Raw genomic sequence first — 15268 nt, 5'->3', positions numbered from 1 at the left:
TGTCTAAAGACAGCCCTTGTCCTAAGCCGATTCATCCCATGCCTAAAGGCAAGGGCTTTCTCGGCTAAGATCTGTAACTGGATACAGGCACGATCTCATGAACGACCCGTTCCTTGATATTGAACAGCAAATGATCACTGCACTGGCTGACGAAGGCAATCCAGCGATTGTCCGGCGACACTGCCCCATGCGTCATGGCATCACCGATATAGCGGTCTTCCTCGTCTTCATCCTCATCATCTTCGTATATAGCCGGATCGGGATGGAGTAGAGTCACATGCTCCTGCTCCACAAGAAAGGTTCCCCCGCTCGATACGAGCAAGAGAGACTGTCCGTTTGCGAAAGGAACCATTTTTATAAGGCTTCTTGCAGGCATTTCAGCATCGGCGAGTGACTCGTATTGTGGTAAAATCTCTTTTATTTGCCGCTGCAGCGCAGCCCACTCATAACGAGCGGCTACAGTACCGTTGAGCTTACGATCCGGCTCGATTAGGACACGAATCTCTTTGTCGTCTGCCAGCGCTACATATTTTCGATCAGGAGAGACGCCTGCACTGCCATCTTCTCCAGCTCCTTTCGTTGCCGTTCGCTGAGTATGATTTTAATCGCTGTTTGTTTATTTATGGTATATCCATCCTGTCCTATGAATCTTTTGCTTCCCAGTATATCATAGATTTATAGCCATTGGATAATTCAGCCATCGTGCACTAGTACGCCTTCAACGCTTAATCTGTGAGGTGTGAACGACGCATTTCCATACATCGAAGCCGCGGCTGACCACTATTTTAGTATTGACGGCGTACTAGTATAACGATACATACTGGCAAAAATCATATAATTACTTTTCAATTTTGTTCACACTTCCCTCTTATGATGTCCTTCTTCCATAAATTACGCGTGTTCTCATTTTATCGAAAATTGACCGAACGTTCAACTACTTGAGGAAACTAATGGCGGAGCATTGGAGTTTATTTGTTGCGTAACGCAACATGCCGTAATAAAATAAAGACAACGTCAATGTTGTTTAGAAAGCAACTGCATAAGAAAATCGAGTTCATCCGTATACTAAAAAAGAGCCTTCACCGCTGGAACGGTAAAGACTCTTAGGACCTGAAAGGCTGTGGATCACCACGGCGCGCTAAAACAAAATTTTAGTTCAGCGAAACCCACCGTAGGCGGTCAACCTATTACGCGGTGGGTTTTTCGATTATAACAAGTTCTCCCTGTTCCTCTACTAAACATTCAAGCGCCTCACCCTACGTTTACCTGCGAGACGTACTTCATGATTTCGTCCGCGGCTTGCCGAGCCCCACCTGCCGAACGCAAAGATTCGCCCACCCGGGCTGCTGCTTCGCGGTAGGAAGGCGTCTCCAGCACCCGGTTCACCATATCGCGCAGCAGGTCGGCCGTCAACTCCGTTTTCTCAAGCGCGACGCCCGCTCCAAGCTCGGCAACACGCTCGGCCACCCTCGGTTGATCGGCTCCTTGCGGGACCAGCACCAGCGGCAGTCCGTGAGACAAGCCTTCGTTCGTGCTGTTCATGCCCCCGTGGGTAATAAACAAACGGGCATGCTGAAGCACTTCAAGCTGAGGAACATAAGGACGGACGATAAAATTGTCCGGGATGGCGCCGAGCGACTCGATCTCGGTCTGCCGGCCGACCGACATCACGATCGTATTGCCGGAACCGCCGAACGCTTCAAAACAACTTCGGTAAAAGTCAATATCCTTGTTGAACTCCGTCCCCAGCGAAATGTAAATGACGGACTTCCCCGCAAGCTCAGGCATCTCGAGCTCTCCATGCAGACGTGCGGACACGGAAGGGCCTACAAATTTGTAGCTATCGTCAAAGTCTTCTCCTTTGGGCTGGAACAATCGGGAGGTATATACGATCGTCAGCGGCTCGGGGTTGAAGAACGCCTCATAAGGCGAATGGATGACGTAGCCATAGTCGCGCCGGAGCTTGGCCGTCAAGCGGTCGAAATCCGCTTGTGCCTGCTGCTGCTCGGACGGACCGGAAGGAACAAAGGCATCCAGACGCTCGATAAAATGATTAAAATGCGCTGCCGTCATCGCAAAAGACGAGCTGGAGTTGATCGCCGGCAATTGCAGCAAATGAGCCATCAGCCGCCCGCCCCCGAACATGGAGTCGTGAACGATATAATCGAACGGTTTGGCCTTGGCCTCTTCCAAGACATAGGGAATAAGAGCCTCCGCCCCCTCCAGCATACCGTTGACTCTGTCGAGCGGATGGATACCGTGCTTTAAAAACCCCTCGAAGAAACGGTGAAAATCATAGGTGCGCACCTCGGCCCCTACCTTCTCCAAGCGCTCCCTGAAATATTCCGTCGTGAAATAAACAACCTCATTTCCGCGCTGGACCAGCTCCTGCACGACACTTACCGTCGGGTTCACATGTCCTTCCGCCCCGCCATTCATAAATAAAATCCGTGCCACGATTCATTCAGCCTCCTTCGTCCCCTCAATATTTTGGTACTATATTCCATTTTATCATTTTTTCATCTTGTATGGGAAATGCCAAAGGATTCATGTTTCGTTGCCCAAACCCGGGAAGCCGCCGCCGGTTTAACATTGTGCGGAAGTCGGAAAAACCCGCCTATCGTGCAGGCGGGTTTAAAATATAGCTATGGAGTTATCCATTCAAATTATGATTATCCATCATCTCTTTGTCCTCGGCGTTATCCCGGGTCACCTTTTGTACCCCGATCGCACTATAGGAAATCAGCAGTATAACGGCAATATAGTAGCCTTTTACGTTCAGCTCGAACGGCGCGTTAAACAATCCGATGAAAAACATAGCGAATCCGATGATCAACCCTGCGACCGCCATTCCGGTGAAAGCGGGAGTGTTACGCATACGGTGCTTAGGATTTTCGCTTCTTAACTCCTTATCCTCGGTATTGTCCCGGACCACCTTTTGCGTCGCGATACTTGTGATGATAATTAAGAACATACATAGCAAGTAGTACCCTTTTACGTTTAATTCCCAATCCGCATTGTAGATGCCGAGACAATATAGAAATATGCCTGCGGCCAGTGCGAAGTAAGAAGCTGCGGTAAAAGCTGTGGTATTACGTTTTTGATATTTTGGGTACATGGGCGGACACTCCTCTTGAGGTTACGAACGACTAGTACGCGGAGCCTTAGTTCGTCGTTAGAATTGGTTGTCTTTTACAGATATATTAGCTTACCGATTCCCATGTGAAAAGGCTTATTTTCATCTAGTACTTTCTCTAAAGCCAAAGGCATATCAACGGAAAAAAAGCGCCGACGTTGTTACGCCGCGCGCTTTTCTTGTATTTCTTACTACACTTTCCCGACATGCTCCTCGCAGAAAGCTTTGACCACTTCCAGCTCGTCGTCTTCCAATTCAAAATCGAGCAACTGCTGCGTCGTCCGCTCGAAAATCTCGTGCTTCACGATGCTGGCCTGGTCCTCATTCACACTGTAAATGACGCGGACATATAACCCCTGCTCGGAGTACAGCTCGTCATCCTCTTCAACTTCGATATCCAGTATAAACTCGTACCGTTTGCCGGACAAAATGCCGAACGGGTCTTTCACCAGCTCTACGCTGTAACCAGTAATGGTGAACATGGTATCATCCTTTCTCAACCGCCGAACCTTTATTCCGAACCTTTATATTATACACGAAATTCGGAGAAAGGCTTTATGCCGCCGAGAAATGAACCATGAACATTTCATCCCGTCCCGAACCTACACCTGCACCATCCAGCCGAGCTTATCTTCGAGCTTCCCGCTCTGGATGCCGGTGAGCGTCTCGTACAGCTTCGCGGACAGCTCGCCGGTCTCGCCGCCGTTGATGATCAGCTTCTCGCCGCGCCAATTCAGCTCGCCAACCGGAGAGATAACCGCTGCCGTTCCTGTACCGAACGCTTCCTCAAGCGTGCCCGCCCGGTGCGCTTCGTACAGCTCTTCGATGCTGACCGGACGCTCTTCGACCGGAACGCCCCAGCTTTGCAGCAATTGAATCATCGAATCCCGCGTGATCCCTTTCAGAATACTGCCGTTCAGCGCCGGGGTGATGACCGTCCCGTTGACCTTGAAGAAGACGTTCATGCTCCCGACTTCTTCCACATACTTCTTATGCACACCATCAAGCCACAGCACCTGCGAATACCCTTCCAGCGCGGCTTCCTCCTGCGCCTTGAGACTTGCGGCGTAGTTTCCTGCCGTCTTCGCGCTGCCGGTTCCGCCTGGGACGGCGCGGACGAATTCCGACTCGACATGGATTTTGACCGGACGGATGCCTTCGGCATAGTACGCTCCGACCGGCGACATGATGATCATGAAGATATACCGTTTCGAAGCAGCAACGCCCAGTACGGGCTCCGTCGCAATGATGAACGGACGAATATACAGCGAGGTGCCCTCGACTTCCGGTACCCAGTCCCGGTCCGTTTGGACCAGCTTCTTCAGTCCTTCCAGCGCAAGTTCCACATCCAGGTTCGGAATGCTCATCCGGTCGTTCGAATGGTTCAAGCGCTTGAAGTTTTGATCCGGGCGGAACACCAGAATGCGTCCATCCGCCGTACGGTACGCTTTCAGCCCTTCGAATACCGTCTGACCGTAATGAAACACTTTCGCGGCCGGGTCCAAGGTGATCGACTGGTACGGCACGACCCGGGGAGAATGCCACCCGTCGCCTTCCTCATAATCCATCATAAACATGTGGTCTGTGAATACGGTTCCAAACCCGACTCGGCTAACATCGGGCTTTTGTTTTGGAGCCTGAGTCAGCTCCACTTCAATAGTAAGGGCCATTCTTCGCATCTCCTCTTCAAAGGTTTATTCTTATTGTATCTTATTGCAATAGTTGAATGGTATCAGTTCTTCCGATATATTGAAAATATCTGTTTTATTGGAGAACGATACCTTGAAGGTATGAATGAAAGGAGCGTCCGGTGATGGACTTGCGTCAACTGAGATACTTTTTGGCCATTGTGAAGGAAGGACAAATTACCCGCGCGGCCAAGACGCTGAACATGGAGCAGCCTCCGCTCAGCCGGCAGCTCAAGCTGATGGAGGAGGAGCTTGGAGTAACCTTGTTCGACCGGGACGGCAAACGGCTGCGGCTGACGCATGCGGGAGAGCTGCTGCGGCAGAAGGCGGAAAGCCTGCTGCATCAGTTCAATGAATCGATGCAGGAAGTGAAGGAGCTGGACGAGAGCGTCCAAGGCGTGCTGTCCATCGGCGCGGTCGTCTCGTGCATCTCGCTTCTGCCCCGGCGCATCGAGACGTTCCGGGAAAAGTACCCGGAGGTGACTTTCCGCATCTGGGAAGGCGATCATTTCCTCCTTGGAGAGCAATTGGAGAAGCGGAGTATCGAACTGATCGTCGCCCGGCTCCCTTTCGAGGCTTCCTCCGAGTCGCAGTCGTATGCGGTACGACCGCTGCCATCCGATCCGTTCGTCGTCGTCATCCCCGGCAAGTGGCTGCCGGACCCGGCGCGGGAGACGATCCGCATGCAGGAGCTGGCGGACTTCCCGTTTCTGACGCTCAAAACGGACCGGACAACCGGCATGCACGACCAGGTGGTCACCGAGTGCCGCCGTCACGGCTTTGAGCCGCGCATCATCTGCGAGTGCTCCAGCGTCGCGGTCATTATCGCCATGGTCGCGGCCGGACTCGGGGCAACGGTGCTGCCCAAATCCGTCATGACGGCGTTCCCTCTCCCGTCGATCCGAACACTTCCGCTGTCCGATGCCGATTTTCAATCCGACGTCGGCATTCTATGGCTGAACAACCGCTATTTGTCCAGAGCCGCCCGCCGCTTTATTGATCATTTTCTGGAGTAGCGGCCGATCGTCTTCGCGCCACTCAAACCTATAAAGGAATTTTCCGGCGGCCCGGCGAAGTCATCCTTGTCATCTGTTCACAGAGGAGGAAGCAAGCCATGAAAGCCATTCACGTAACGCAATTCGGCGGTCCGGAGCACATGAGCTACATGGACGTCGATAAGCCGGGCATCGGCCCGAACCAAGTGTTGATCCGCGTAGAGACGACCAGTGTCAATTTTGCCGATATCAAGTCGAGATACGGGAAAAAGGGCGGGAATCTCCCGTTCATTCCGGGACTGGATGCGGCCGGGACGGTCGAGCAGATCGGGTCCGAGGTCCGGCAGCTGCAGGTCGGACAGCGCGTCATCGCTTTTCCTCATCACGGCTCCTATGCCGAATATATCGCGGCGGACGAAAATTTGACGTTCGCCATCCCGGACAGCCTTAGCTTCGATACGGCGGCCGCCTGCCCGATCGTTTCGTATAAGCTGCTCGCGGACATTGCCAGACTGGAGGCGGGCGAGACCGTCCTGATCCATGCGGCGGCAGGCGGCGTCGGCACGACGGCCATCCAGCTGGCGAAGCTCTTGGGCGCGGGGAAGGTGATCGGAACCGTCGGCAGCGAGAGCAAGGCGGGCATCGCTTTGGAGGCGGGCGCGGATCATGTGCTCTCTTACGCGCAGGGAGATTTTGCCGCGCAGGTCAACGACCTGACGAACGGGGAAGGCGTAAACGTCATCTTGGACTCGATCGCGGGCACTGTAACAGAGCAAAGCCTGCTCTGCCTGGCTCCTTATGGCCGTCTGGTCCATTTCGGCAACTCGGGCGGTCCTGCGGGGAACATCAAGACCTCGGACCTGCATGCAAGCTGCCGTTCCGTCCTCGGGTTCAGCTTGGGCACGACCCGGAGCAAGCGTCCCCACCTGCTGCGCGGCGTCGCCGAGCGGGTGCTGCCGTACTTGGCAGACGGACGCCTGACGATCAAGATCGGCGCACGCTTTCCATTGGCCGAAGCTGCCAAAGCCCACGAGTGGGTGGAAAGCCGCCAAAGCACGGGGAAAGTGCTGCTCGACGTCAGAAGTTAACACCGTTTGCAGCTAAACATACGGCTTACAGACCCAAGTCACCTGACGCGTGGCGCAATACTTGCTTATCCACAAATTTATACACATATTATCCACGTTATCCACAAATCAAGGTTAACACCGCGGCGGACCCGGATGTTGCGACTTTGCCATGATTGATGTGCTTTCAATCACATTTTTCCGTGCTTCCTCGTGTTACGCTTTTCACATAGCAAACCAAACGTAACGGAGGGATTCGCGATGTTTTGTTATCAATGTGAACAGACCCCGACAGGCGGCTGTAAGGTGATCGGCGTATGCGGCAAAGATGAAACGATTGCAAGCTTGCAGGATACGATGATTTTCGCTTTGAAAGGCATTGCCGCCTATGCCACACATGCAAGACAGCTCGGCTATTCCGACCCGGAGGTTGACCGGATTACGCACGAGGCGTTGTACATGACATTGACGAACTCCAACTTCAACCTGCAGGAGCATATCGACATGGCCATGAAGGTCGGCTCGGCGGCCGTCCGAATTATGGATGTGCTGGACCGGGCGCATACGACGCACTTTGGCATACCGCAGCCCGTAGCCGTGCCGCAGAACAGCATCGAAGGGCATGCCATCGTCGTTACCGGGCATAACCTGTACGCTTTGGAGGAGCTGCTCAAGCAGACCGAAGGAAAAGGGATCAACATCTACACGCACTCCGAAATGCTTCCTGCCCATGGTTATCCCAAGCTGAAGCAGTATTCGCACTTAAAAGGCAACATCGGAAAAGCGTGGTACGACCAGCGCCGCCTGTTCGAGAAATTCCCGGGCGCCATTCTGGCAACTACGAACTGTGTCATGCCGATCAAAGGCTCCTACGCCGACCGGTTCTTCTCTTACGACATTGCGGGCCTGGAAGGCGTTACGAAAATCGTCAACGACGATTTCACCCCGCTGATCGAAAAAGCCTTGGCGCTGCCGGAAGCCCGGATCGAATCGGACCAGACGCTGATGACCGGCTACCATCACGAGACTGTGATCGGCTTGGCTCCAGAGATCATTCAAGCGGTCAAAGCGGGAAAAATCAAACGCTTTTTCGTCATCGCCGGCTGCGACGCCCCGGGAAGCGGCGGCGAATATTACCGCGAGCTCGCCACCTCGCTGCCTAACGATACCGTAATTCTGACTACATCCTGCGGGAAATTCCGCTTCAACGACGTCGATTACGGCACCGTGGCCGATACGGGCATCCCACGCTACATCGATTTGGGCCAGTGCAACAACTCCGGCTCCACGGTCAAAATCGCCCTGGCTCTGGCCGACGCGTTCGGATGCAGCGTAAACGACCTGCCGGTCAGCATCGTGCTCTCTTGGTTCGAGCAAAAGGCGGTCGCGATTCTTCTCGGCCTGTTCAGCCTCGGCATCAAAGATATCCGCATCGGTCCGAAACCGCCGGAATTCATCAATCCGGGCGTTATGAACGTGCTGGTCGACACGTTCGGACTGAAGCTGATCGGCAACGCTCAAGACGATATGAAGGAAATGCTGTCGCTTTCTCACTAAGAGAGCTAGCTGCGGCTGACGGAGCTCGTATGGAGCAGGAGATGAAAAGCGGGTGCGGGCGTCTTGGACATCAGTTTCAAGGCGCCCGCGCCCTTTTTCCCGTTCACCCTCCGTCAGCTAGGCCCTCCAAACGACGCCTCGCCGCTCATACTCCATCCGGTGTTCGACGGCGGCCGCGATCGAAGCCCCGGCGAATCGCTCAATGATCCATAATGCAAGATCTACGCCAGAAGTAACCCCTCTGGCCGTGATAACATCCCCGTGATCGACAATCCGGTAGTCCAGGACGTCCGCATCGTAGCGCTTCAGCTCATCCTTGGCCAAGTAATGCATGGCGGCTTGCTTTTGCTTCAAAACGCCCGCTTCCGCGAGCAACATGCCGCCCGTACATACTCCGGCCACGACCGTTCCAACGGCGTGCAGCTCCCGGATCAATCGGGGCAATTCTCCCCGCTCCGCTTCTTTCCGCACGCCATGATCCGCCTTATGATTCCAGCCTCCGCCGGGGACAATGAGGACATCCGGCTTGTTGCCGATCCGCAGATGATCGTGAACCGCTACTTGGATCCCGTAGGAAGTGACGACTTCGCTTTTCGGCTCTCTCGCAACGAGCTCCACTTGGAACCCCGCTCCGGCTTCGATGCCCCGCTTCAACACCTCGAACGGAGCCAATGCGATGAGCTCCCCGAACCCGTCGAACAATACGATTTGAATGTTCATAACTGTTTTTCTCCCCTCTCATCACTCACCCTGCCGCAGCTTGCACCTCGCATTCTCCAAGCTATTGTACCATAGAATAGTTTCTGTGATCGGGCGTAGATAGCATAAAAAGGCCTTAGGCCGACGGAAAGACAAGGTTCATCCCTGCTTCCGGACGGCCCAAGGCCTTGCTGCTTTTTTATGCAAAACATTTACTTCCTGCGCTTTCGTTTCGTTCGTTTCACGGATTCCAATTACAACCCGAAGTTCGCTTGGAACCAAGCTGCGGCCGCATCGGCTTCCATCGGCGTAAGCTGGTGGCCGTACCGCTCCCAGTGGACCGTCACCGAAGCTCCCGCTCCGCTAAGCAGTCCCTCCAGCTCTTCGGTTTCACGCGCCGAACAGATCGGATCGTTCGTACCTGCTCCGATGAAGACCGGGATACCGGACAAATCCGGGAGCTCGATGCCCCTCCGCGGAACCATGGGATGATGCAGGATCGCGCCTTGCAGGGCGTTCCGGTAATGGAACAGCAGACTGCCTGCGATGTTGGCTCCGTTGGAATAGCCTACTGCGACAAGGCGGCTTCGGTCAAACCCGTATTGCCCGGCGGCCTGATCCAGAAACTCGCTTACCTCCCGGGTGCGGAAGACGAGATCCTCTTCGTCGAACACGCCTTCAGCGAGCCGCCGGAAGAAGCGCGGCATGCCGTTTTCCAGCACATTGCCCCGAAGGCTGAGTACGGAGGAATCCGGCGATAGGCGCTTCGCCAGCGGGAGCAGGTCCCGTTCGGTTCCCCCCGTACCATGAAAGAGCACCAAGGTCGGCGCTTCTTCCCGGCGGCCCTTTTCGAAAATATGCTTCATGCGCGTTTCCCCTCCAATGCTCTCACTTGAATCGGCAGCAGATTCGCCTCAATCGCGGCACGATGGGGTTCATACCACTCGGGCAGCATTAATTTCTCGCCCAGCGTTTCGGCGGGTTCGTCACGGGCGAAGCCCGGCGGATCGGTTGCAATCTCAAACAGGATGCCCCCAGCCTCGCGGAAATAGAGCGCGTTGAAATATTGGCGGTCGATGATGGACGTCGGGCGGTAGCCGTAGCTCTGCACTTCGCTCTGCCACCGGGCATGCTGCTCATAATCCGCCGCGCGCCAGGCGATATGATGAACGGTCCCCGCCCCGTCGCTGCCCCGGCTCACAGCCGCGAGCGGAACATCGATTACGTTGCCCAGCTCTCCGGCGGACCGGAAGCGGGCGTACTCGGCGTCTTCCGCGACCTTTTCCAAGCCGAGCAGATGCACCAGCGCGTCCGTCGTTTTGTTCGGATCGTTACTGAATAGAACGGCGCCACCGAAGCCCTTGATCGCTTTGTCAGCCGGAATCCCGCCGAACGACCATCCGCTGTTCGGGCCTTCCTTCCGTTCGACCAGCTCCAGCCGCAGCCCTTCATTGTCTTGGAATTGCAAGGACGTCTCCGAGAAGCGGGTTGCTTTGGTTACGGCAATCCCGAAGCTTGCGAGACGGTCCTCCCAATACCCGAGAGCGCCCGAAGGCACGGCATATGCCGTTATGCCGACTTGACCGCCGCCGACCCGGCCTTTGCGCGAGTTCGGCCACGGGAAGAATGTTATGATCGTTCCCGGGCTTCCCGCTTCGTTGCCGAAGTACAAATGGTATACCTCGGGAGCGTCGAAGTTGATCGTTTTTTTCACCAGACGCAGCCCCAGAATGCCTGCATAAAAATCAACATTGCCCTGCGGATCGCTTGCAAAAGCCGTAATATGATGAATACCAGATGTTTGTAATGTCATAAGAAAATCCTCCTTTAGATTTAGTCATTTCATGATCCGTGCCAAATTATTTAATAAGCGCATCCAGCGAATAAGCGCCGGCGCCCGTCAAAGCCACGCCGATAGCGACAACCAGCAGCACGAGTTGGTATTCGTACCCGTTGGCGGTAGACCACAAGCCGTTTGGACCGTGCACCTTCACGATCGCGCCGAGCATGGTCGCGGCAATCAGCACCGCAGCCAGCGGGGTAAGCAGACCGGCTGCAAAAAGGACGCCACCAAGCAATTCCATCAGTCCAGCCAGTACCGCCATGACAACGCCCGGCTTGATGCCGACCGACTCCATCCACCCGCCGGTTCCTTTCGGACCGTAACCGCCGAACCAGCCGAACAGCTTCTGCGCCCCGTGCCCGATAAACAGCAGCCCAACCACCAACCGAACCAACAACAATCCCAATGCCAACATCATCATCATCCTCCATTATTTTTAATTTATTATTCTTAATTTTAAGATATTTGACGTAACTTCCTTACAAAAATATTTCCGCATAGCATCTCGACGCCATATTCTTGTCTTTATATATTTTACGACGTATGCCTCACGGACCAATGCTTTCCCCAATCGTACCACCGTCGCTCGCTACCGTTTATGCACCCTGAACTCCTCCTAGCGGATATCTTTGATTTAATTATCTTAAATTAAAGATAAATCATTTTATGATCCGTGTCAATAGTCAATTTTTAAAAAAATTCAGGATCCGGACTTCGTCCTGACCGTCCCGTCGGGATGCCCTACCACGATCAGATCCGCCATGTTGACGAACAGCCCGTTCTCCACGACTCCGGGCAGCTTGTTCAGCTCCACGCTCAATTCGCCAGCATTCGGAATCGACCCGAACCGGCAGTCGATCACATAATTTCCGTTATCCGTCACGAAGGGAGCCCCGTCCCTCATCCGCAAAACCGGTTCGCAGCCCAGTTGCCCCAACTGCTTGCTCGTTATCTCCCAACCGAATGGCACCACTTCAACGGGAAGCGGAAATCGGCCCAGTTCGGGCACGCATTTGGAATGATCGACGACGACAATGAAGCGGTCCGAAAATGACGCAATCATTTTCTCCCGCAGCAAAGCTCCTCCTCCGCCCTTGATCAGCTCATCCTTCGGACTGACCTCGTCCGCACCGTCCACGGTCAAATCCAACGGAGCTTGCAGTTGGGCAAGCGGAATAAGAGGAATCCCCGCCTCGCGCGCCAGCTTTTCGGTCTGAACGGACGTCGGCACAGCCTCGATCCGCAGCCCTTCCTTAACCAGTTCGCCGATTCTGAGGATGGTCCAATATACCGTCGATCCGGTGCCAAGACCGATTCTCATCCCATCGCTTATGTATTCCGCCGCTTTCTCTCCGGCCGCTTTCTTCCCATCCATGTTAGTTGCCCCCAATCATGCAGACTTTCCCCCGGCAGCCGGTAGACCGGCAGGACCTAACCTCCACACCGGTCGGCTGCTGCTGGCAGGCTCTTTAAGTAAAAATTTTAACACGCTCTTCCAACGGTTTAAACTCCTTGTCGCCAGGAGGCGCCGTAGGCTTGCCGAACGGCATCTGGGCGATAAGCTCCCACGTTTCCGGCAGGCTCCATTCCGCTCTCACCTGCTCGTCGATCAGAGGGTTGTAATGCTGCAGCGATGCCCCCAATCCTTCGTTCGCTAGCGCGGTCCAGATGACATACTGGAGCATGCCCGACGACTGCTGGGACCAGGTCGGGAACCGCTCCTGATAGGTGGGGAATTGAGCTTGCAGCGCTTCGACCACGGCCATATCTTCGAAGTACAGAATGGTGCCGTAGGCGGCGCGGAACCCGTCCATGCGCTTCTGGGTCGAGGCAAACTGGTCTTCCGGCACAATCGCCTTCAACACCTGCGTCGTAATATCCCACAGCTTATCGTGATGCTTACTGAACAAAATAACGGCCCGGGCGCTTTGCGAGTTGAAGGAGGAAGGCGTATGCTTCACCGCTTCATAGACGATTTCCCGGAATTTATCGTCCGGAACGGTCGATTCTTTGCTTAATGTGTAAATGGTCCGCCGTTTTTGGGCCAAGGTTAGAAATTCATTTACCACTGTTCCACATCTCCTGTCAACGAATGGGTATTTCACTTTTCACCTTATACAAGCATCCCGAAAAACGATCGCCTTTATTCGTTAAAGCTTCAGACGTCCCATATGGTACTGTACTTCCTGGTCATATTTCCATGAATAATAACAACTTTTAGCAATATATTTGGTAATGTATATTCCAGATGCCCTCTACTGGTAGACATGTCCTCTATCCAACCACCCTTACAGCCCCGTTTACACGCGGGCTTTGACACATTTTCATGCTATCGTTTTAGAAGCCAAGGACCTGATCTAAAAATTTGATAACTATTCCAATATATTATAAACTAATATATTATATGCCAAATGAGGTGATTTTCATATGAATAGTAGAAAATCTGTCCAAGAAAGTAGCGCCATGTCTGAACGTCCGACGCGCAGTGAGGCGCCTGAAGAGCTCAAGTGGGATGTTACAGGAATCTATCCGAACAATGCCGCTTGGGAAGAGGACCTTGTCCGATTAAACGCTGATCCGCTGGCCGAATACCAGGGCCGCTTAGGGGAAAGCGCGGAGACCCTGCTCGCCTGCCTGCAATTGAGAGATGTGCTCGAAGAACAGGCCGGTCGAGTCACCTTTTATGCCCACCTGCACCAGATGGGCGACGGATCGGACCCGGCCAATCTAGCGATGGTCGGCCGGGCGAGTGCTGCCCACGGGAAGATAACAGCCGCAGCCTCGTTCATTGAGCCGGAACTGCTGGGCTTGCCCGACGGACAGTTGGAGCGGTACGCCGAGGAGCCCGTCTTGCGGGCCTATTCTCATCAGTTAAGAGCGCTAATCAGCCGACGCCCACATGTCTTGAGTCGGGAGGGCGAGGCGATATTGTCAGGACTTAACCAGTTCCTTGAGACCCCCTTCCAGATCTATCAGCAGATCGTAAACGCGGATTTGCGGTGTAAGCCGGTCGCCGACAACCACGGCACCTCCCACGCCGTCTCCATCGACCGCTGGCTGTTTCACATCGCCTACTCATCCGATCGAGAATTCCGGCGCCGCGGGTATGCCTCCTTGATGGCCGGGCTGCGAGGTCACCAGTCCACTCTGGGCGCCAACCTGATCAATCACATCCACAAACAGGTCAATCTCGCCCGTCTCCGCCGCTTTGGCTCCACCGCCGAGATGCTGTTGTTCCCGGACCACCTGGATGTCACCTTCTACCGCCGGACAGTGGATACCCTGTTGGAGGAGGCCAAGCCCGTGGCCCGCCAGCTGCTCCGCCTGCGCAAGCAGCTGTGGGGGGTGGATCGGCTCTATCCATACGATCTGATGGCGCCCCTGCTGGATCAACCAGTGCAAACCTCCTTCGCGGAAGCAGTGGGCCTGCTGCGCAGCGCGCTGGAGCCACTCGGTCAGGAGTATATGCAGGTGATCGACACGGCCCTGCGAGAGCGGTGGGTCGACCGTGCGGAGAACCGGGGCAGGTTTCCCCTTCCCATCAGCACCAGCCAATACGGGGTTCATCCGTTCATTATGACGACTTGGACCGACAAGCTAAGCGATGTGACACTCCTGTCGCACGAACTGGGACACACCGTCCATAGCGTCCTGATTAATCGGAACCAGTCCATCGGCGACAGCGGGTTCGGCGGCCCGGTTGCAGAGACCGCTTCCACAGCCAACGAATGGCTTTGCTATCAGTACCTGTCCGCCGGTAGCGACCAGGGAAAGGCGCTTGCCGCGGCCCGGTCTTTGCTGGAGGTTAGTTTCACGAACCACTTCTCGGCCATGCTCCTGATTGATAGGCTGCAGCAACGGCTGTTCGATCTGGTGGAGGCGGGCAAGCCGGTTGCCGCAGAGACGGTGCTGGCGCTGCACCGCGAAATCTGGCAGGACTTCTATGGCGATGAGTTGGTGCTGGAAGAGGAAAACCAGATGGAGTGGGCACTGTATCCGCATCTTTACTTTGATAATTGTCTCTATCCCTTTTCCTATGCCGTAGCCATGAGCGCATCGTTTGCGATAACCACGCAAATTAAGACGGAAGGAGCATCGGCGGCAGAACGGTGGCTCACAGCCCTGAAAGCGGGAGCAACGCTGCCACCGCTGGCGTTCTGGCGGACCGCCGGTGTGGAGATGGAATCGGATGAGCCTCTGCGCCAAGCCGTCCGGTTTTTCGGGGGTTTGGTGGAGGAGGTTAGCACGCTCCTTGCTCAGAACCAGAAGTAAGTCCCGTCTGT

General features: G+C 54.7%; 15 protein-coding genes. 4 read left to right on the top strand and 11 right to left on the bottom strand.

Features of this window, described 5'->3' with window-relative positions; translation table 11 throughout:
- Window positions 1-64 precede the first annotated feature (64 nt).
- From NLX71_RS23870 to NLX71_RS23850, 5 genes are all read right to left on the bottom strand, one after another.
- A complete protein-coding gene (locus NLX71_RS23870) occupies window positions 65-352 on the bottom strand; it encodes a hypothetical protein (RefSeq protein ID WP_254366287.1) in 288 nt (95 codons plus the stop codon).
- Between the two features lie 899 nt (window positions 353-1251).
- Window positions 1252-2457 carry a macrolide family glycosyltransferase gene (locus NLX71_RS23865; RefSeq protein ID WP_254366286.1) on the bottom strand — a complete coding sequence of 402 codons (1206 nt, stop codon included), beginning with the start codon at window positions 2455-2457 and terminating at the stop codon, window positions 1252-1254.
- 196 nt (window positions 2458-2653) lie between these two features.
- Entirely contained in the window at window positions 2654-3118 is a 465-nt protein-coding gene (locus NLX71_RS27150) for a YiaA/YiaB family inner membrane protein (RefSeq protein WP_254366285.1), read from the bottom strand.
- A 209-nt stretch (window positions 3119-3327) separates the two neighbouring features.
- On the bottom strand, window positions 3328-3618 hold the full coding sequence (locus NLX71_RS23855; RefSeq protein ID WP_254366284.1) for a DUF6509 family protein: 291 nt from the start codon (window positions 3616-3618) through the stop codon (window positions 3328-3330).
- Window positions 3619-3738: 120 nt separating this feature from the next.
- Window positions 3739-4806, bottom strand: a complete 1068-nt coding sequence (locus NLX71_RS23850) for a branched-chain amino acid aminotransferase (protein ID WP_254366283.1) — start codon at window positions 4804-4806, stop codon at window positions 3739-3741.
- 143 nt (window positions 4807-4949) lie between these two features.
- Between NLX71_RS23850 and NLX71_RS23845 the strand changes: the two genes are divergently transcribed.
- The 3 genes from NLX71_RS23845 to hcp all read left to right on the top strand — a co-directional run bounded on the left by NLX71_RS23845 (window position 4950) and on the right by hcp (window position 8443).
- Window positions 4950-5840: a LysR family transcriptional regulator gene (locus NLX71_RS23845; RefSeq protein ID WP_254366282.1), complete on the top strand. Its 891-nt coding sequence runs from the start codon at window positions 4950-4952 to the stop codon at window positions 5838-5840.
- A 98-nt stretch (window positions 5841-5938) separates the two neighbouring features.
- On the top strand, window positions 5939-6907 hold the full coding sequence (locus NLX71_RS23840) for a quinone oxidoreductase family protein (RefSeq protein ID WP_254366281.1): 969 nt from the start codon (window positions 5939-5941) through the stop codon (window positions 6905-6907).
- A gap of 240 nt (window positions 6908-7147) precedes the next feature.
- A complete protein-coding gene (gene hcp / locus NLX71_RS23835; RefSeq protein WP_254366280.1) occupies window positions 7148-8443 on the top strand; it encodes a hydroxylamine reductase in 1296 nt (431 codons plus the stop codon).
- 117 nt (window positions 8444-8560) lie between these two features.
- On the opposite strand, the gene NLX71_RS23830 is transcribed toward hcp, so the two are convergent.
- The 6 genes from NLX71_RS23830 to NLX71_RS23805 all read right to left on the bottom strand — a co-directional run bounded on the left by NLX71_RS23830 (window position 8561) and on the right by NLX71_RS23805 (window position 13054).
- The gene (locus tag NLX71_RS23830) at window positions 8561-9163 is read right to left on the bottom strand and encodes a DJ-1/PfpI family protein (RefSeq protein ID WP_254366279.1); all 603 of its coding nucleotides are present in this window, start codon (window positions 9161-9163) and stop codon (window positions 8561-8563) included.
- 233 nt (window positions 9164-9396) lie between these two features.
- Window positions 9397-10008 carry an alpha/beta hydrolase gene (locus NLX71_RS23825; RefSeq protein WP_254366278.1) on the bottom strand — a complete coding sequence of 204 codons (612 nt, stop codon included), beginning with the start codon at window positions 10006-10008 and terminating at the stop codon, window positions 9397-9399.
- Window positions 10005-10955: a ring-cleaving dioxygenase gene (locus NLX71_RS23820; protein ID WP_254366277.1), complete on the bottom strand. Its 951-nt coding sequence runs from the start codon at window positions 10953-10955 to the stop codon at window positions 10005-10007. Before NLX71_RS23820 ends, NLX71_RS23825 begins: the two co-directional genes overlap by 4 nt.
- Window positions 10956-11001: 46 nt before the next feature.
- On the bottom strand, window positions 11002-11400 hold the full coding sequence (locus NLX71_RS23815; RefSeq protein ID WP_254366289.1) for a DoxX family protein: 399 nt from the start codon (window positions 11398-11400) through the stop codon (window positions 11002-11004).
- A gap of 285 nt (window positions 11401-11685) precedes the next feature.
- Window positions 11686-12360 carry a ribose-5-phosphate isomerase RpiA gene (rpiA, locus tag NLX71_RS23810; RefSeq protein WP_254366276.1) on the bottom strand — a complete coding sequence of 225 codons (675 nt, stop codon included), beginning with the start codon at window positions 12358-12360 and terminating at the stop codon, window positions 11686-11688.
- Window positions 12361-12454: 94 nt separating this feature from the next.
- Window positions 12455-13054 carry a nitroreductase family protein gene (locus tag NLX71_RS23805; RefSeq protein WP_254366275.1) on the bottom strand — a complete coding sequence of 200 codons (600 nt, stop codon included), beginning with the start codon at window positions 13052-13054 and terminating at the stop codon, window positions 12455-12457.
- A gap of 394 nt (window positions 13055-13448) precedes the next feature.
- Between NLX71_RS23805 and NLX71_RS23800 the strand changes: the two genes are divergently transcribed.
- Window positions 13449-15257 (top strand): M3 family oligoendopeptidase, encoded by a 1809-nt coding sequence (locus tag NLX71_RS23800; RefSeq protein ID WP_254366274.1) that lies wholly within the window; start codon window positions 13449-13451, stop codon window positions 15255-15257.
- Window positions 15258-15268: the final 11 nt, after the last annotated feature.

This window comes from Paenibacillus sp. MZ04-78.2 (assembly GCF_024213375.1).
Taxonomy (GTDB): Bacteria; Bacillota; Bacilli; order Paenibacillales; family NBRC-103111; genus Paenibacillus_G.
This window is presented reverse-complemented; position numbering and strand designations above follow the sequence as displayed.

Coding starts and splice junctions, on each gene's coding strand:
- NLX71_RS23815 (WP_254366289.1), bottom strand. CDS start 11,400: ATGTTGGCATTGGGATTGTTGTTGGTTCGGTTGGTGGTTGGGCTGCTG.
- rpiA (WP_254366276.1), bottom strand. CDS start 12,360: ATGGATGGGAAGAAAGCGGCCGGAGAGAAAGCGGCGGAATACATAAGC.
- NLX71_RS23845 (WP_254366282.1), top strand. CDS start 4,950: ATGGACTTGCGTCAACTGAGATACTTTTTGGCCATTGTGAAGGAAGGA.
- NLX71_RS23840 (WP_254366281.1), top strand. CDS start 5,939: ATGAAAGCCATTCACGTAACGCAATTCGGCGGTCCGGAGCACATGAGC.
- NLX71_RS23870 (WP_254366287.1), bottom strand. CDS start 352: ATGGTTCCTTTCGCAAACGGACAGTCTCTCTTGCTCGTATCGAGCGGG.
- NLX71_RS23830 (WP_254366279.1), bottom strand. CDS start 9,163: ATGAACATTCAAATCGTATTGTTCGACGGGTTCGGGGAGCTCATCGCA.
- NLX71_RS23850 (WP_254366283.1), bottom strand. CDS start 4,806: ATGGCCCTTACTATTGAAGTGGAGCTGACTCAGGCTCCAAAACAAAAG.
- NLX71_RS23855 (WP_254366284.1), bottom strand. CDS start 3,618: ATGTTCACCATTACTGGTTACAGCGTAGAGCTGGTGAAAGACCCGTTC.
- NLX71_RS23825 (WP_254366278.1), bottom strand. CDS start 10,008: ATGAAGCATATTTTCGAAAAGGGCCGCCGGGAAGAAGCGCCGACCTTG.
- NLX71_RS27150 (WP_254366285.1), bottom strand. CDS start 3,118: ATGTACCCAAAATATCAAAAACGTAATACCACAGCTTTTACCGCAGCT.
- hcp (WP_254366280.1), top strand. CDS start 7,148: ATGTTTTGTTATCAATGTGAACAGACCCCGACAGGCGGCTGTAAGGTG.
- NLX71_RS23820 (WP_254366277.1), bottom strand. CDS start 10,955: ATGACATTACAAACATCTGGTATTCATCATATTACGGCTTTTGCAAGC.
- NLX71_RS23800 (WP_254366274.1), top strand. CDS start 13,449: ATGTCTGAACGTCCGACGCGCAGTGAGGCGCCTGAAGAGCTCAAGTGG.